Below are 17,855 nucleotides of genomic sequence, written 5' to 3'. Positions count from 1 at the left end.
CGCATAACCTCTGACTATTGTTGATCCAACAAGTTGTATTTTTTAAGATAACCACGTAATTGATGATACGTTAAACCAAGTACTTCTGCAGTTTTCTTTTGATTAAATTGGCTATGTTCGAGCGCTTTATTAATCATGTTTATTTCAAAGTCGTTTGAGCGCTCTTTTAAGCTGCACGGAAATTGAATATCGACGGCTATATTACTGCTTGCCTGAGCAATCGGCGGCGCAACAACAATAGGCTCGGCATTAACAGTTTGAGCCGCTATAGGTGCTTTAATGCGCGCTTTTGGTCTAAATGGGCTATCGAATGGGTCTAAAATAATCTGGTGAACGGGGATATGTTCACTACCGTGGCGATACAAACTGCGTTCAACCACATTTTTAAGTTCACGAATATTACCAGGCCAATCATAACTAAGCAGTGTTTCTGTTGCGCTTCGGGTAAAACCGCTAAACAGTTCCCACTCTAAATCGCGCGCCATATTCATCGCAAACTGCTCAGCAAGAAGCATAATATCGTCTTGGCGTTCGCGCAGTGGTGGCAGGGTAATTACATCAAAGGCAAGGCGATCGAGTAAATCACTTCTAAATTCACCTTGCTCAGCCAAATAAGGGAGGTCTTCGTTTGTGGCACACACTAAGCGTGTATCTACTTTTACAGTTTGTTTGCCGCCAACACGTTCAAACTCACCGTATTCTATAACGCGCAGCAGTTTTTCTTGTACCATAGCTGAGGTATTAGCTAATTCATCTAAAAACAGTGTGCCGCTGTTGGCGCGTTCAAAACGACCTTCGTGGCGTTTGCTTGCCCCCGTAAAAGCACCGCTTTCGTGGCCAAACAATTCACTTTCGAGTAAGTTTTCGTTAAGTGCTGCACAGTTAAGTTTTACGTAGTTTTGATCCCAACGCTTTGATAAAAAGTGTAAGCGTGCTGCTATTAGCTCTTTACCTGTGCCGCGTTCACCAATAATAAGTACCGGTTTATCTAAATTAGCCAGTTGCGATACCTGATCTAATACAGACAGAAAGCTATCTGATTGGCCGAGTAAATTATCCTGTTGGCGATATTGGCTCATATTTCCTAACTCTTGGTCATTTTTACTAACAGTTAGTGTATTTCATAAGTAGGGATAACTAAAGAAATTTGTATATTTAGTTTAACGTAATGAAAATAAAGTGTATTTTAACTTTTAAAAAGTTGGCAAGCATATTGATACTAGTTATAGCAGACTAACTAAGTTTTAATTACAGAGGTAAATGTTATGGGAATTTTTTCACGTTTTGCAGATATTGTTAATTCTAATATCAACGCCATTTTAGATAAAGCAGAAGACCCAGAAAAAATGGTTCGTCTGATTATTCAAGAAATGGAAGACACGCTTGTTGAAGTACGTTCTACATCAGCTAAAACATTGGCTGAGAAAAAAGAAATTGTACGCCGCTTAGATACGCTTAAAGCACAGGTAAGCGATTGGCAAGATAAAGCCGAACTGGCTTTAAGTAAAGACCGAGATGATTTAGCGCGTTCAGCCCTACTTGAAAAGCAAAAGTCGGCAGATGCCGTTGCTTCAGTCGCTAGTGAACTTGAACATGTAGAGTCTCATATTGAGAAATTACAGCAAGAAGTAACGACACTACAAGAAAAGCTAGCAGATGCGAAATCTCGTCAAAAAGCAATTATACTTCGCCAACGTTCGGCTGAGTCGCGCCTTGAAGTGAAAAAGACACTTGATAGCTCAAAAGTAGAAGACGCACTTAATCGCTTTGAACGTTACGAAACTAAAATTGATGGACTAGAATCTCAAATTGAGTCTTACGATTTAGGTAAAAAGACGTTAGCGGACGAAATTGCTAATTTACAAAAAAATGAAAAGATAGATGATGAGCTAGCCGAACTTAAAAAGAAGCTAGCTGATAAATAATTTATAAAGGGGCACTCAAAGTGCCCCACAGCTTAAAAACATCAAAACGGATTGTCAGGAGAGAATTATGTTTGATTCAGATGTAATAATTGTTCCATTTGTTATGTTTATGATTTTTGTTGCCCCGCTGTGGCTAATTTTGCACTACCGTAGCAAAAAACAAGTAAGCCAAGGTTTAAGTGAACACGAACATCGCCAGTTACTTGAGCTTGCACATAAAGCCGAAAAAATGGCAGACAGAGTTGAAACACTTGAAGCATTGCTTGATCAAGAGTCACCACAATGGAGACGCAAAGTATGAGTGCCAAACGCGAATTATTAAGAGACCCACAACGCGGTAAAATAGCCGGAGTATGTGCGGGATTAAGTGACTACTTTAATATGGAGTTATGGTTAGTTCGCATTATATTTGTTAGTGCGGTACTGCTAACGGGTGGCCCATTATTTGTGGTAGCGTATATTGCAGCCTGGTTCATTTTAGATAAAAAAGAGCCCGCAACAGTGCAAACTAACAGCTCAACTAAACATGACGATCCGCTAGAAGTAAAATTTAAAGTATGGCAAAAAGGCGAGCCACCGCGCCGCGCATTGCAAGATTTAAAAGAGCGTTTAACGCGTGTAGATACTCGCCTTCAAGATATGGAGCGCCATGTAACTTCAAGCGAGTTTACGGTGAGCCGTGAAATTAATAAACTTTAAAGGATTTAATAGCACCTTATTTGCAGCGTGATAAATTACGGCAAATTAGGTGCAAGACACTTTATGAGCCAATCATTTGCAAAAAAGACCTTTAAAAGTATTAAAGGCAAAGCACAAAAAGCCCTTCATCGCAGTTTAGACCAACACGTAAAACTTGCCGTAACTGGCCTAAGTGGTAGTGGTAAAACAGCCTTTATTACCGCACTTGTTAAACACTTAACAACCCAAGCTGACGATAAAAACTTACCTTTTTTTGATGTAATGCGCGAGCACCGCCATGTGGCCACTAAAGTTGTGCCGCAAGAGGCGTTAAGAGTTCCTACGTTTAATTATACGCGCGCGCTAAATTCATTATTACCAAGCGATGGGATGCCTACATGGCCTGCATCAACCGAGCGGATTAATACGCTGCGCTTGGCAATAAAGTATCAGAGTAATGCAGGGCTGCGCGGCCACTTTTCGCCGCAATCAACGCTTTATTTAGATATTATTGACTACCCCGGTGAATGGCTCCTTGATTTACCTATGCTTGAGCAAAGCTATTCTCAATGGTGCGAGCAGCAATACCCGTTATTAACTCAGCCTTCACGCGTAAACACATCAAGTGATTTCTTAATGGCCGTTGAGCAACTTGACTTAAACGCTCCCGTTGATGAAAACGCACTTGCTCATATTGCTCAGCTTTATCAAAGCATGTTAGTAGGGCTTAAAAAAGACACCAAACTTGCCATGTTACAACCTGGGCGCATGCTAATGCCTGGCGACTTACAAGGCGCGCCATTGTTATTGTTTTTTCCGGTATCGGGTAAAGTAAATAGTGACGATGTCGTTGCGGGTTCTAATTTAGCGCATTTAATTAAGCGCTTTAACGCTTATATAAAAGAAGTTGTAAAACCATTTTATAATGAGCATTTTAGACACTTCGATCGCCAAATCGTACTTGTAGATGTACTTAGTGCATTAAACGAAGGGCACGAAACACTCCAAGAGCAAAGCAGTGTAATAAACCAATTACTCGCACACTTTAACTATGGTGAATCGGGCTTTTTTAAACGTTTATTTAAGCCCAACATAGACAAAATATTATTTGCAGCTAATAAGTCAGATCATATAAGTGCTAAGCACCATAAAGATTTAGCACTGCTACTTGATTCGCTCGTGCATGAGCAAAGTAATCACTTAAAGTTTGATGGTGTAAAAATAGAAACCATGGCTATGTCGTCAATTACAGCAACGCAGCCGCGCCAAATTACCGACAAAGGTCAAACACTTGACTGCATTTACGGTAAACCATTACACGAGCCTGATTGGCTTACCTATTTACCGCCGCAACCTCCCTCGCGGATGCTTAATAAAAGTGAGTGGCCAGCACAGGGATTTGAGTTTTTATCGTTCTCTCCAATGCCGAGCCCCGATAAACAACTAAAACATATTCGATTAGATCATGTCATGCAGTACCTGCTAGGAGACAAATTAACATGAGTGAGTCAAACCAACCATTTCAAGCAGGGCGTCGCATAGATACGCAAAGCATTGAGCAAAACGAACCCGTTTTAGCACCTGCAAAAATTATTCAGCACGGACAAAGTGATTACGAAGAACTTGAAGATGAAGCACTAGAGCCAGAAATAGATCTAGAACCTGTGTACAAAAAGTCAAAGTGGCAAACGCTTAAAGGTGTTTTTGCTATTAGTTTTATAGTACTGGTGCTTTTAGAGTTTGCGTACTCGTTAGTATTTGCTTTCGAGCAGTCAATTATTTTAGGCAGCGTTTATTTAACCGCGGTTGTAAGTGGCGTGCTGCTAATAGGGCGCTTATTGTGGCGAGAGTACCGAATGCTGCGCAGTTTAAAGCGTAACCAATTGCACCGAGTTGAAGCCGACAGGCTTTTAAACAGCGAGCAAGTAGGCGGTGCATTACCTTGGCTTGAAAAGCTTAATAAACACCAAGAGCTTGATAACTTTGAAACCTTTAAAAACCAAGTAGCGACGCATCACAGCGACAAAGAAATAATGACGCTGTACGCCAATAGTTTATTAATAACCCAAGACACCAAAGCTAAAAAGCTTATAAATCGTTTTGCGACTGAATCTGCACTGCTAGTTGCCCTAAGCCCACTTGCGCTGGTGGATATGATGGCTGTGCTTTGGCGCGGTACTAAGTTAATAGAACAAATTGGTAAAATTTATGGCATTGGTTTTGGCTACGCGAGCCGTATAAAGTTATACCGTATGCTGATAAAACAAGTAATGTTTGTAGGCAGTGCTGAGCTTGTGTCTGACCTTGCTGCAACTGCATTGAGTGCTGAGCTTTTAGGTAAGCTTTCGGGGCGGGCTGCGCAAGGTGTCAGTGCCGGTATTTTTACAGCGCGTATTGGTTACAAAGCAATGGAGCTTAGTCGCCCATTACCACGGCTTGAAAACAAACGCAGCTTACTAAAAGGCACTGTGCAAAGCATCGCAGGTAAAATTATGAGCCGTAAAAAGGCGGAACCAACACACTAGATTAGCAGTGGCAATATTTGTGTACAAACGTGCGCTGCACGGTTTTTACACAAATAGCCATCTGAGCATCCGGCATGCTTGCTGTTTGTAAGCGCATACGTTTTGATTGTTGAATCGCAAAAACATAATAATCAAAAAATGAGCCTACAATGAGCAAGCATCATATAAACACCCAGTGTATTCATGGACCACAAAAAGCAAACGACCCGCACGGCGCACTCACTTCTCCTTTGTATCAAACCTCTACCTTTCATTTTGAAAATGCCGCACAAGGTGCTGCGCGTTTTGCAGGCGACGAACCTGGCTATATTTATACGCGCTTAGGAAACCCTACAACCACAGAGCTTGAGCAAAAAGTTGCTCAACTAGAGAGCTGTGAAGCAGCTGCTGCAACCGCAACAGGTATGGGAGCTGTATCAGCCTCAGTACTGAGCTTTTTATCGCAGGGAGATCACCTTGTTGCCTCAAGTGCTTTGTATGGTTGTACCTTTGCGTTTTTCTCGCATATGTTGCCGCGCTGGGGAATCGAAGTCACTTTTGTTGATATGACCAACGAGGACGAACTACGCGCTGCCATCAAACCTAATTCAAAAATGATATTTGTAGAAACGCCAATTAATCCCACTATGGCGGTTATTGATTTGGCACTCATTGGCGCAGTTGCTAAAGAGCACAACTTAATTAGTGTGGTCGACAACACCTTTTTAACGCCGCTACTGCAATCGCCTAAAAAATACGGTATCGACATTATAATACACAGTGCGACCAAGTACTTAAACGGCCACGGAGACGTAGTTGCCGGTATTGTATGTGGATCGCTTGAGCACATAACACACATTAAAATGACCGTACTAAAAGACATTGGTGCAACTATAAGCCCGCACGATGCATGGCTAATTAATCGAGGCCTAAAAACACTCGCTATTAGAATAGAGCGCCATTGTCAAAGCGCACAAACAATAGCCGAATATCTAGAAGCGCACCCACAAGTAAGCACCGTATATTACCCGGGGCTTAAATCGCACCCAGGTTATAAGTTTATTGGTAATCAAATGAAAGCCGCTGGTGGTGTTATTGCGTTTGAAATAAAAGGCACGCTACAAGATGGCGCACAATTTATTGATAGTATGAAACTTTGTACACTTGCAGTAAGCCTAGGCGACGCTGAAACACTGATTCAGCATCCTGCATCTATGACTCACTCGCCTTATACGCCAGAGGAGCGAGCCGCCGCTGGAATAAGTGATGGGCTGATCAGACTCTCGGTTGGGCTTGAAGATGTTAACGACATTATTAGTGATTTAAACCAAGCTTTTACTAAGATTGGTTGGGTGTAATTAATTGTATACACATAAAAACAAGCTACAGGCCTTTATTTAAAGGTCTGTATTTTTAGTGTGCCACAAGTGTAATTTTAACTTTACGATTGGGGTGATCGCGCCAAATACTGATGTTAGCCTATCTATTAAACTTTTCTTCACTTTTGCATAGTATGGGGTCATTCGATATTCAATAGGTTTGAGTATCACACTGACACCGATTTAGGGCTCACACCCAAGAAGGTACTTATGGCTAAAGCAAGTAAATACACATCCAAAACACCAGACGAAAATGGTGTTATACACTGGAGTGATGAAGAAAATAAAATTTGGTCTGAGCTTGTAGCGCGCCAACTTGCATGCATTGAAGGCAAAGCCTGCAACGAGTACATGCAAGGGTTAAAAAAGATTAACCTGCCGCACGATCGTATTCCGCAGTTAAGCGAACTAAACGAAGTGTTACTAGCCACTACCGGTTGGCAAGTTGCACCAGTACCTGCGCTTATCGACTTTGATGAGTTTTTTAGATTACTGGCAAACAAGCAGTTTCCGGTAGCTACATTTATTCGTAGCCGCGAAGAATTTGACTACCTACAAGAGCCAGATATTTTTCATGAAATATTTGGCCACTGCGCCATGCTAACTAATCCTGACTTTGCCGAGTTTACACATAAGTACGGGCAATTAGGTTACGCAGCGCAGAAAAAGGACCGTGTATACCTTGCGCGTATATACTGGTTTACAGTCGAATTTGGTTTAATGCAAACCGAAGACGGTCTGCGTATTTACGGCGGCGGCATTTTATCAAGCCCAGGTGAAACTCAGTACGTATACTCAAATACGCCAGAAATCAGCCCAATGAATGTGCTTGATGTACTGCGTACGCCGTACCGTATTGATATTATGCAACCACAGTACTACACCATAAATTCGATTCATGATCTGTTTGATATATCGCAAATGGATATTATGACTTTGGTTGAGCGAGCTAAAGAGCTTGGTTTGCATGACCCAAAATTTCCACCAAAAGAAAAATTAGCCAGTTAAATATTAATGCTAAAAAAGCTAAAAGTAAGGATTTAGAATGTCTTCATTAAGTGCACAAAAATGCGAAGCCTGTCATGTAGATGCGCCAAAAGTATCTGACGAAGAGTTAGCGCAATTAATTACTAAAATCCCAGACTGGGTACCAGAAGTACGCGACGGCATTATGCAGCTAGAGCGTGTTTATAAATTTAAAAACTTCAAACAGGCTATCGCGTTTACTAACAAAGTAGGCGACATGGCAGAAGACGAAGGCCATCACCCCGGTTTATTAACCGAGTGGGGCAAAGTAACGGTTACATGGTGGAGCCATTCAATTAAAGGCCTACACAAAAACGATTTTATTTGCGCAGCTAAAACAGACGACGTATTTAACGCGCTGTAATTAAAAGTATTAATTGAGCAAACCCAAAAGCACTTATTTTTATAAGTGCTTTTTTATTTAAGCAATAAAAGTTATTAGTTGTCAGCTATCAGTGACGAGCAACTCGAAGTTAAATTTATCGCCGTAGGTTGGGTTGAGTGAAACGAAACCCAACGGTCATTTGAAAGGCTTTGTGTTTAAAGGTAATGTAAAAGGCTCGTTGTTTATAACGTTAGTATCTTGAGCATAGTTATATTACTACTCCCAAGGCTCTTTTAAAAAACCTTTCTGATGAAGCCTTTTGTAAGGGATTTTATACTTTTTTTTATAATAAGCAGATAATATATTAGAGCCAGTTATAGCCTCATGCTTTTCTGCATAAACTTTAATTAACTTCAAATATGAACTTGCGGAAGTATATAAATCTAATTGCATAATTTCTTGACTCAAATAATCATATTCTTTGCTTGGATCTAAATCATCAATATTTGGAATTACTTCCTCCCATCTTGGAAAGGCCAAAGCAGTGATAGGGTCTAAGAAAGTGTAATTGATCTCTTTTCCACGAATCTTGAGGTTTAATAAAGTTTCTTTTAAAGGTGTTGCAAAGTCACATTCTATTTTGCTAAGCATAGTTTCAATTTGATTAGATTGAGTTTGTTTTTTCAATAGGGCTATTTGGTCTGATTGTTGTTTCAGTGTAGAAAGTAAAGCAATCAAAGCTAGTGCCGCTATATAAGGCGACATTATTCCACCAAAATAAGAAGCGATAAAAGCCCAGTGTTCTACATTGCTAGAAAGCTGAGGTTTAAAAGAATAAATTAAAGGAGCGACAGTTAGAATAATTCCTATTAGTAAGAAAATTATTAATCTTTTCGTTAGTTTTTCCATGCATGCTCTAATTAATGTTTTTTTATAAGTAAATATTTCAATCGAGTTATTTATATAATAAAAGCTCCAAACCAACGGCCTAGAGCTTTTAATATACAATCACACTTTTGCTAAAACACTTAACTTCAACGTATCGTTGGGTTTCGTTTCTCTCAACCCAACCTACGTTTAACACAAATCAGCTAAACGCTTACAGCTAAAAGCTTATCGCTTCTTTTTAATCATCAATTGAGCGTAGTAGGGCGTTAATGCCTACTTTTTCACGTGTTTGCTTATCTACTTTTTTCACGATGATCGCAGCGTATAGGCTGTGAGTGCCATCTTTTGACGGTAGTGCGCCTGGTACAACTACAGCACCTGCTGGTACGCGGCCGTAGTGAATTTCGCCAGTTTCACGGTCGTAAATACGGGTGCTTTGGCTGATGTAAACGCCCATTGAAATAACTGCGCCTTCTTCAACAATTACGCCTTCCACAATTTCAGAACGTGCGCCAATAAAGCAGTTGTCTTCAATGATAGTTGGGTTAGCTTGTAGAGGCTCTAAAACGCCGCCTATGCCTACGCCACCTGATAAATGTACGTTCTTACCAATTTGTGCACATGAGCCTACAGTCGCCCATGTATCAACCATGGTGCCGTCGTCAACGTATGCGCCAATGTTTACGTACGATGGCATAAGTACGACGTTTTTACCTACAAAGCTGCCTTTACGTGCTACAGCGTTTGGTACTACGCGCATACCGCCTTGCTGAAATTGCTCTGGCGTGTAGTCGCTAAATTTAAGTGGTACTTTGTCGTAAAACTGGTTTACGCCGTCGTTCATTGGTTGGTTGTCGCGAATACGAAACGACAGTAATACTGCTTTTTTAAGCCACTGGTGTACAACCCATTCACCTGATATTTTTTCAGCAACGCGTGCTGCGCCGCTATCAAGTAAATCAAGTGCGTCGATAATGGCTTGTTTTACGTCGCTTGATACTGTGCTTGGGCTAATGCTATCGCGGTTGTCCCATGCGTTTTCGATCATCGTTTTTAAATCTGACATGTGTGTCCTCTATTCTGTTTCGGCGTTGAATTTTTTACGTAATGCCTGATGAATTTTTGCTTGCTCTTCATCAGTCAGCGCTTGGTATTCGTTATTAGATACGACAAAGAAATCCTCGGCACGTTCACCTACCGTTGTAATACGGGCAGCGTGAATGTGTAGTAAATGCGCTTGGAAAACTTCGGCTATTTTGGTTAGTAAACCTTGTATATCGACGGCTTGAATTTCTATTAAGCTACGGTCTTTGCGTGCATGTGGGCGCAACACAATTTTAGGTTTAATATTAAAATCTTTAAAGCGTTGAGAGCGGCTCTTTTTAAAGCGAATCTTTTTACGCGGATCGCTTAGTGCCTGCTCAAGCCCGCGTTTAATTGATTGCGCTCGACCACTTGCAATAGGGTCGCCACTTACTTCAAGTATTACAAAGCTAAACAAGACGTAACCGTCTTTTGTGGTAAGTACTTGCGCGTGTTGTATTTGCGCTTTTTTAGAGCCAATCACACTTACTAATCGGGCAAACAGTGGGCCAGAGTAGGGACTGTATACAAATACTTGTGTGCCACCATGCATAGCTTTGTTAGATACAACAACACTTGGCTGGCTTAAGTCTGTGCTACTTAATAAATGCTCACTTTGCCATGATATTTGTTGTTCGCTAAAGGCGGTAAAGTAGTTGGCTTTAAAGCGGCTCCAAATTAAATCAATTTTTTCCTCTTGATAACCCAGATTTATTAAGCGTTGTTTAGCTTGGTGCTTTTTGTCGCGAATTTGGTCGCGTTGATCCATTGGGTTTTCGAGCCCTAGGCGCAAAGCGCGCTGCGTGTGTAAGTATAGCTCACGCAGTAGGGTGTTTTTCCAATCGTTCCATAAGTTGTCGTTGGTTGCACGTATGTCGGCAACGGTTAAACAATATAAGTAGTCGAGTTGGCGCTCTGTTTTAACGCGTGTAGCGAAGTCTTTTATTACAGCAGGATCGTTAATGTCTTTACGCTGTGCGGTAACCGACATAAGTAAATGGTTACTTACAAGCCATGCAACGAGCTTTGCATCCACCGATGAAAAACCATGTAATTTAGCAAATGCTATTGCGTCAACAGCGCCAAGTTCTGAGTGGTCGCCACCTCGGCCTTTAGCAATGTCGTGAAATATACCGGCTAAATAAAGTAGCTCTGGTTTGTCCATTCGAGTGACTATTTCACTACAAATAGGAAACTCGCTAATGCCTGTTTTATCAAAATATTCGTAAATGTTTTTGATTAATTTGTGAGTATGCTCATCTACGGTGTAGGCGTGAAACAAATCGAACTGCATTTGCCCAAATATATTACGCCACTGCGGTAAGTAGGCGGCAAGCATGCCGTGCTTGTGCATGAGCGTAAATGCGCGGCCCATGCCGTTAGGATGTTTAACTAAGCGTAAAAAGGCTTCGCGACAGGCTGCGTAATCTTGCAAATCGCCCAATAAACGACGGCGCACTTGGCGAATAGTACGAATAGTACTTGGGTAAATATGCGTTATTGCTGGGTTATCGGCTATGTGCTCAAACAATACAAAAAGTTGGTCGCGTCTAAAAAATACCGACGGATCTTTTACGCGTATTTGATGACCTACTTGCTCAAAGTTTCTGTCGAGTTCAATTGCTGCCACAGCACTACTTTCGGGCATTATGCTTTGTTCAAAGTATGAAAGTAGCATTTGGTTAAGTTCGCGCACGCGGCTCATTATTCTAAATAAGCGTTTCATCATACGCTCAACCGATGCTTTGCCGTCGCTACCAAAACCTAAAATTTCGGCGGCTTGCGGTTGATGATCAAACAATAAGCGGTTTTCAGCTCTACCTGCAGCTAAATGCAGTGCAAAGCGAATGTTCCATAGGTTTTCTAGGCACTCAGAAAGCTCTTGAAACTCTTCGTGAGTTAAGTATCCGTGGCTTATTAACTCTTGCAGGGTTTCGGTTCTAAAATGCTTTTTTGCCACCCAAATAATGGTTTGTAAGTCGCGCAGACCACCGGGGTTTTCTTTAATGTTTGGCTCAAGATTATACGCGGTGCCGTGGCACTTTCTGTGGCGTAAGTTTTGTTCTTGAACTTTGGCAGTAAAAAATTCACCTGAGCGCCATACTGGCGTTTCAAGAATATGCATTTTGAGTTTTTCAAACTCAATGTGGTTACCAAAAATAAGGCGGCTTTCGAGCAAGCTGGTGGCAAAAGTAACGTCTTCACGTTTTTGCTCAATGGCTTGTTCTATCGTACGCACGCTGTGACCAATCTCTAAGTTGAGATCCCATAGCATGGTGACAAACTGGCCTATTTTTTCGCATATTTCTTCGCTTGGCGGTTTAGTTACAAGCAATAAAAAGTCGATGTCGGAGTAGGGATGTAGCTCACCACGTCCGTATCCGCCTACCGCTATTAATGCTAAATCAGGTTCGCGCGCTAAGTCGTAAACATGAAAAAGCTTAATGAGTAGGCGGTCAATAAACTCAGCCCGGGCATTAATTAAATTCCCAACCGGTTGTTTAGAAAATTCGTTATGTAACCATTTATAAAAATAGCTAGAACAATCGCGATAATCACTAAGTTGCTCTGCATCGCTAAGCAACTTTTTTACTTTGTTGGGTAATGCCACGTGGGCTGGCTCCTTGTTGAACCTTTCACACGGATAAGAATTTTCTTATCAAGTGTTTCGGTTTTATTAGTGTTCTATGATCCGCTCGATAGTATCATCTGATCGTAGCGTTAAAATTTCAACACCATTTTCAGTCACTAATAAAGTATGTTCCCACTGTGCAGACAAACTACGGTCGCGTGTTACTACTGTCCAATCATCTTTAAGAAGCTTACATTGGCGTTTACCCGCATTAACCATAGGTTCAATAGTTAAACACATACCTGCTTTTAAGGCCTCGCCAGTACCGGCTTTACCGTAATGCATTATTTGTGGTTCTTCATGAAATCCTGCGCCGATACCGTGGCCGCAATATTCACGTACAATTGAGTAGTTAAAGCTCTCTGCATATTTTTGAATTGCTGAGCCAATATCACCCAAGCGCACACCTGGTTTTACCATTTTAATAGCAAGGTATAAGCTTTCTTGTGTTACTTCTGCAAGACGCTTAGCTTGAATGTTTGGTGTACCAACGTGGAACATTTTAGATGTGTCGCCGTGGTAACCATCTTTAATGACAGTTACGTCGATATTTACACTGTCGCCTTCTTTTAATGCTTTGTCATTTGGAATTCCGTGACAAATAACATGATTAACTGACGTACAAACTGATTTTGGAAAGCCATGATAATTTAACGGAGCAGGGATTGCTTGTTGCACATTAACAATATAATCATGACAAAGTGTATTTAGCTCATCGGTGGTAACACCTGGCACTACATGAGGGCCGATCATTTCAAGTACATCGGCCGCTAAGCGCCCAGCTACGCGCATTTTCTCTATTTCTTCAGGGGTCTTGATAATAGCGCTCATTGAGGCTCCAAAGTTGAGTTTTTAACATTTATCGTCGAACAAATTTTGCACGCGACGTTGAGTATTTAATTTTAATATGGTATAAAGCGCGCCGTCTTTTTACAAATAAATTCTTAAATGATTTTTTGTATTTAAGGCAAACACAATTTTATTTTAACACACACACGTATCGTCACATACACTTGGGTGCATTTGAAGTTTAATTACTTCGGTGTTGGTGCTATGGGATATGTGGAGGCCTAACCCTAAACAACTATAGAGGATCTATAAAATGGCAAACGTTTCAATGCGCGATATGCTTCAAGCTGGTGTTCACTTTGGTCACCAAGCACGTTACTGGAACCCTAAGATGAAGCCTTTCATCTTCGGCACACGTAACCGTGTACATATCATCAACCTTGAGCAAACTGTACCAATGTTCAACGACGCACTTAAGTTTTTATCAAGTGCTGCAGCAAACAAAGGTAAAGTTCTTTTCGTTGGTACTAAGCGCGCAGCAAGCGACGCAGTTAAATCAGCTGCTTTAGAAAGCGACCAGTTCTTCGTAAATCACCGTTGGTTAGGTGGTATGTTGACTAACTGGAAAACTGTACGTCAATCAATCAAGCGTCTTAAAGACCTTGAAGCACAAAGCCAAGACGGAACTTTCGAGAAATTAACTAAGAAAGAAACGTTAACGCTTAACCGCGAAATGGAAAAGCTTGAAAAGAGCCTTGGTGGTATCAAAAACATGGGCGGTCTTCCAGACGCGCTTTTCGTTATCGATGCTGACCACGAGCACATTGCTATCCGTGAAGCAAACAACCTAGGTATTCCAGTTGTTGCAATCGTAGATACTAACTCTAACCCAGACGGTGTTGATTACATCGTACCTGGTAACGATGATGCTATCCGTGCTGTAAGCCTTTACACTAGCGCTGTTGCAGCTGCTATTACTGAAGGTCGCGAGAATAACATCGTTGCTCAAGCTGAGAAAGACGATTTCGTTGAAGCTGAGTAATTAGCTGTCATCAAGTCTTCATCTTTTTAAGGTGAAGACTTGCTATTCTTGTCGAGCGGGTAACCCGCTTATCTAACCTGATTTCAGATTTGAGGATTTACTAATGGCTGTAACTACTGCCCTAGTTAAAGAATTACGCGAGCGCACAGGCGCTGGCATGATGGATTGTAAAAAAGCGTTAACTGAGACTGATGGCGACATCGAGTTAGCGATTGAAAACATGCGTAAAAGTGGCGCTGCTAAAGCTGCTAAAAAAGCAGGTAACATTGCTGCTGAAGGTACTATCATCATCAAGCAAAACGCGGGTGTTGCAGTACTAGTAGAAGTTAACTGTCAAACAGATTTCGTTGCAAAAGACGTAAGCTTCTTAGCATTTGCTAACAAAGTTGCTGACGCTGCAATTGCTGACACTATCTCTATCGAAGACTTACAAGCTAAGTTTGAAGAAGACCGTGTTGAGCTAGTTACTAAAATTGGCGAAAACATCAATGTACGTCGTCTGCAGTACGTAACTGGTGAAAACCTAGTTGAGTACCGTCATGGCGATCGTATCGGTGTTGTTGTTGCGGGTGTTGCTGATGAAGAAACACTTAAGCACGTTGCAATGCACGTTGCTGCATCTAGCCCTGAATACTTAACACCTTCAGATGTACCAGCCGATGTTGTTGCTAAAGAAAAGCAAGTACAAATCGAAATCGCGATGAATGAAGGCAAGCCTGCTGAAATCGCTGAGAAGATGGTTGTTGGCCGCATGAAAAAATTCACTGGTGAGGTTTCTCTTACTGGTCAAGCTTTCATCATGGAGCCTAAGAAAACTGTTGGCGATATTCTTAAAGAGAAAAACGCAACAGTTACTAGCTTCGTACGTGTAGAAGTTGGTGAAGGTATCGAGAAGAAAGAAGAAGATTTTGCTGCTGAAGTTGCTGCTCAAATTGCTGCTGCTAAAGCTAAGTAAGATTACTATTTGTGAAGGATAATGAAATTAGATGCAATTAAAGTACTATTTGGTTTTGCTTCGCAGCTAGAAATTCTTTAAAATAACCGCGCTTTTATGTTTAACATAAGCGCGGTTATTTTTTATCCATAATTCAATAAAAGTTGGCCCCAATACTATGACTATCAATCGCAAACCTATTTTTAGACGTGTTCTTCTCAAATTAAGTGGTGAAGCTTTAATGGGAGACGAAGGCTTCGGCATCGATCCTAAAGTTTTAGACCGTATGGCACAAGAAATTAAAGAGCTAGTAGAGCTCGACGTAGAAGTGGGTTTAGTTATTGGTGGAGGTAACTTTTTACGCGGTGGATCACTTGCAGAAGCAGGTATGAATCGCGTAGTAGGCGATCACATGGGTATGCTTGCAACGGTTATGAACGGCCTTGCAATGCGTGATGCGCTACACCGTGCATTTGTAAACTGTCGTCTTATGTCGGCTATTCCGCTTAATGGTGTATGTGACGCTTATAACTGGGCTGAAGCAATTAGTTTATTGAAAACTGGTCGCGTAGTCATTTTTGCAGCGGGTACTGGTAACCCATTTTTTACTACCGATTCTGCAGCATGTTTACGCGGTATCGAAATTGAAGCGGATACAGTAATTAAAGCGACTAAGGTTGATGGCGTATACAGTGATGACCCTGTTAAAAACCCAGATGCGACGCTTTATACCCACTTAAGCTACAATGAAATCATTGAAAAAGAATTAAAAGTTATGGATTTAGCGGCATTTACTCTAGCCCGCGATCACAATATGCCATTGAGCGTATTTAACATGAATAAATCAGGCGCGCTAAAACGCGTAATTATGGGTGAAGAAGAAGGTACACTTATTTCTTCACAAGCCTCAGATGAAATAATCAAATAATTAGGATTAAACCGTGATTAACGATATTCAAAAAGACGCGCAAGCGCGCATGCAAAAAAGTGTAACTGCACTAGGTAGCCAATTATCTAAAATTCGTACTGGCCGTGCACATCCTGCAATCCTAGATGGCATTATGGTGTCGTACTACGGTGCACCAACGCCTTTAAACCAAGTTGCTAACGTAACAATTGAAGATTCTCGTACACTTGCTATTGGTGTATTTGATAAGTCTTTAGCGCAAGCTGTTGAAAAAGCAATTATGGCATCTGACTTAGGTTTAAACCCTATGTCGGCAGGTACTGTTATTCGCGTACCACTTCCTCCACTTACAGAAGAGCGTCGTAAAGACCTAATCAAAATTGTACGTGGCGAAGTTGAAGGCGGTCGTGTTGCTATTCGTAACATTCGTCGTGATGCTAATGGCGATGTAAAGGGTTTATTAAAAGATAAAGACATATCTGAAGATGAAGCGCGTCAATCAGATGATGCGATTCAAAAGCTTACTGATAAGTTTATTAAAGAAATGGATACTTTATTAGCTGCTAAAGAAACAGAATTGATGGAAATCTAAGTAAGGTCCTGTTTATCTTTCGAGGTTGAATTTGCAGCAGTGTGTTTGGTTTTTAGGCAAGGCAGAGCCTATGTAGTGTGGTTATTCCCCATAATTAGGCGATAACGATGCATAAAATCCAAACACGCGCTACCCAAAGGGTTCTGCCTAGGGGCGATTAACTCTTTGTTGCCTACATGGATGTAGGTAAGGGGCGTGAGCAGGACGCGGAAGCTTTACTCGATTTTTGCTTAGTCCACTAGGTTACAAATCTCGCGCCGCGATTAAGTCGCCCCTAGATTGAACAAATTACAATCCTGAAAGGTCGACAGGACCTATTAAAATTATTAGTTTTGAAACGCCGTCTAGGGTATACTAGGCGGCGTTTTTTTATGGAATACTCGATATTTATGGTTCTAGATGCTGACACAATTTCACAGCAATGTTTACCCAAACATGTTGCTATCATCATGGATGGGAACGGACGTTGGGCGCAAGCTAGAAATAGACCTCGTGTGTATGGGCATAAAAAAGGCGTAGACGCAGTTCGTCAATCTGTTCAGTTTTGTACTAAATTAGGGATACAATCGTTAACCTTATTTGCTTTTAGTAGTGAAAACTGGCGCCGCCCTGAAGACGAAGTAAACACTTTAATGGAGCTTTTCTTATTTGTTTTAACAAAGGAAGTTAAAAAGCTTCATAAAAACAATGTAAAACTGACCATTATTGGAGACTTATCACGATTTTCTGAAGGATTACGTAGCAAGGTAGACGCTGCGCATAAGCTGACTGAAAATAACACCGGGTTGCGTTTAAATGTTGCAGCTAATTACGGTGGTCGTTGGGATGTTGCCAATGCGGCAAAACAACTTGCTTTGCAAGTTGCGCAGGGCACACTAAACGCAGAAGATATTACAGAAGAGCGCTTAGCACAGCATATGAGCATGGCAGATCAGGCTGAACCTGATTTACTTATTCGCACTGGTGGCGATGTTCGTATTAGTAATTTTTTACTATGGCAAGTTGCTTATGCAGAACTTTACTTTACCGAGACACTTTGGCCAGATTTTAATGAAGCAGCATTTGCTGAGGCCATTGCGTGTTACGTTGCCAGAGAGCGACGTTTTGGTTGTACGGGCGAACAAATAAAACAATTACTCGCTCAAACCTAA

Annotated in this window: 18 protein-coding genes; 13 read left to right on the top strand and 5 right to left on the bottom strand. The window is 41.3% G+C overall.

The window, feature by feature from the left end; genetic code table 11:
- Positions 1–14: 14 nt before the first annotated feature.
- Positions 15–1,079, bottom strand: a complete 1,065-nt coding sequence (gene pspF, locus QL995_RS14860; protein ID WP_002958334.1) for a phage shock protein operon transcriptional activator — start codon at positions 1,077–1,079, stop codon at positions 15–17.
- A gap of 186 nt (positions 1,080–1,265) precedes the next feature.
- On the opposite strand from pspF, the gene pspA reads away from it, so the two are divergent.
- From pspA to QL995_RS14820, 8 genes are all read left to right on the top strand, one after another.
- Complete coding sequence (gene pspA, locus QL995_RS14855; protein ID WP_002958333.1) at positions 1,266–1,925, top strand: phage shock protein PspA; 660 nt, start codon at positions 1,266–1,268, stop codon at positions 1,923–1,925.
- Positions 1,926–1,992: 67 nt separating this feature from the next.
- A complete protein-coding gene (pspB, locus tag QL995_RS14850) occupies positions 1,993–2,226 on the top strand; it encodes an envelope stress response membrane protein PspB (protein ID WP_008168589.1) in 234 nt (77 codons plus the stop codon).
- On the top strand, positions 2,223–2,624 hold the full coding sequence (gene pspC, locus QL995_RS14845; protein WP_165721613.1) for an envelope stress response membrane protein PspC: 402 nt from the start codon (positions 2,223–2,225) through the stop codon (positions 2,622–2,624). The genes pspB and pspC overlap by 4 nt, the downstream gene beginning before the upstream one ends.
- Positions 2,625–2,687: 63 nt before the next feature.
- Positions 2,688–4,106, top strand: a complete 1,419-nt coding sequence (locus QL995_RS14840) for a YcjX family protein (protein WP_290294483.1) — start codon at positions 2,688–2,690, stop codon at positions 4,104–4,106.
- A complete protein-coding gene (locus tag QL995_RS14835; RefSeq protein ID WP_165721615.1) occupies positions 4,103–5,128 on the top strand; it encodes a TIGR01620 family protein in 1,026 nt (341 codons plus the stop codon). The genes QL995_RS14840 and QL995_RS14835 overlap by 4 nt, the downstream gene beginning before the upstream one ends.
- Positions 5,129–5,277: 149 nt before the next feature.
- The gene (megL, locus tag QL995_RS14830) at positions 5,278–6,465 is read left to right on the top strand and encodes a methionine gamma-lyase (protein WP_290294480.1); all 1,188 of its coding nucleotides are present in this window, start codon (positions 5,278–5,280) and stop codon (positions 6,463–6,465) included.
- A 231-nt stretch (positions 6,466–6,696) separates the two neighbouring features.
- Positions 6,697–7,494, top strand: coding sequence for a phenylalanine 4-monooxygenase (phhA, locus tag QL995_RS14825; RefSeq protein ID WP_002958327.1), 798 nt, complete (start codon positions 6,697–6,699; stop codon positions 7,492–7,494).
- A gap of 37 nt (positions 7,495–7,531) precedes the next feature.
- Positions 7,532–7,876 carry a 4a-hydroxytetrahydrobiopterin dehydratase gene (locus tag QL995_RS14820; RefSeq protein WP_002958326.1) on the top strand — a complete coding sequence of 115 codons (345 nt, stop codon included), beginning with the start codon at positions 7,532–7,534 and terminating at the stop codon, positions 7,874–7,876.
- Positions 7,877–8,113: 237 nt separating this feature from the next.
- Here the strand turns inward: QL995_RS14820 and QL995_RS14815 are convergent, their stop codons facing one another.
- From QL995_RS14815 to map, 4 genes are all read right to left on the bottom strand, one after another.
- Positions 8,114–8,746: a hypothetical protein gene (locus QL995_RS14815; RefSeq protein WP_024590722.1), complete on the bottom strand. Its 633-nt coding sequence runs from the start codon at positions 8,744–8,746 to the stop codon at positions 8,114–8,116.
- Between the two features lie 217 nt (positions 8,747–8,963).
- Positions 8,964–9,791, bottom strand: a complete 828-nt coding sequence (gene dapD / locus QL995_RS14810; protein WP_149606275.1) for a 2,3,4,5-tetrahydropyridine-2,6-dicarboxylate N-succinyltransferase — start codon at positions 9,789–9,791, stop codon at positions 8,964–8,966.
- Between the two features lie 9 nt (positions 9,792–9,800).
- Positions 9,801–12,419: a [protein-PII] uridylyltransferase gene (glnD, locus tag QL995_RS14805; protein WP_007580974.1), complete on the bottom strand. Its 2,619-nt coding sequence runs from the start codon at positions 12,417–12,419 to the stop codon at positions 9,801–9,803.
- 66 nt (positions 12,420–12,485) lie between these two features.
- The gene (map, locus tag QL995_RS14800) at positions 12,486–13,271 is read right to left on the bottom strand and encodes a type I methionyl aminopeptidase (RefSeq protein WP_007580976.1); all 786 of its coding nucleotides are present in this window, start codon (positions 13,269–13,271) and stop codon (positions 12,486–12,488) included.
- Between the two features lie 271 nt (positions 13,272–13,542).
- Here map and rpsB point away from each other — a divergent pair, with 271 nt between their 5' ends.
- The 5 genes from rpsB (at position 13,543) to QL995_RS14775 (ending at position 17,855) form a co-directional block, all read left to right on the top strand.
- Complete coding sequence (gene rpsB / locus QL995_RS14795) at positions 13,543–14,271, top strand: 30S ribosomal protein S2 (protein ID WP_007580978.1); 729 nt, start codon at positions 13,543–13,545, stop codon at positions 14,269–14,271.
- Between the two features lie 103 nt (positions 14,272–14,374).
- Entirely contained in the window at positions 14,375–15,226 is an 852-nt protein-coding gene (gene tsf, locus QL995_RS14790) for a translation elongation factor Ts (RefSeq protein WP_007580981.1), read from the top strand.
- 157 nt (positions 15,227–15,383) lie between these two features.
- Positions 15,384–16,133 (top strand): UMP kinase, encoded by a 750-nt coding sequence (gene pyrH / locus QL995_RS14785; protein WP_007580982.1) that lies wholly within the window; start codon positions 15,384–15,386, stop codon positions 16,131–16,133.
- 13 nt (positions 16,134–16,146) lie between these two features.
- A complete protein-coding gene (frr, locus tag QL995_RS14780; RefSeq protein ID WP_007580984.1) occupies positions 16,147–16,704 on the top strand; it encodes a ribosome recycling factor in 558 nt (185 codons plus the stop codon).
- A 371-nt stretch (positions 16,705–17,075) separates the two neighbouring features.
- Positions 17,076–17,855, top strand: a complete 780-nt coding sequence (locus QL995_RS14775) for an isoprenyl transferase (RefSeq protein ID WP_007580985.1) — start codon at positions 17,076–17,078, stop codon at positions 17,853–17,855.

The organism is Pseudoalteromonas sp. APC 3358, assembly GCF_030408075.1.
Taxonomy (GTDB): domain Bacteria; phylum Pseudomonadota; class Gammaproteobacteria; order Enterobacterales; family Alteromonadaceae; genus Pseudoalteromonas; species Pseudoalteromonas arctica.
Note: the sequence above shows the minus strand (reverse complement) of the source record. Positions and strands in the feature narration are given on the sequence as shown.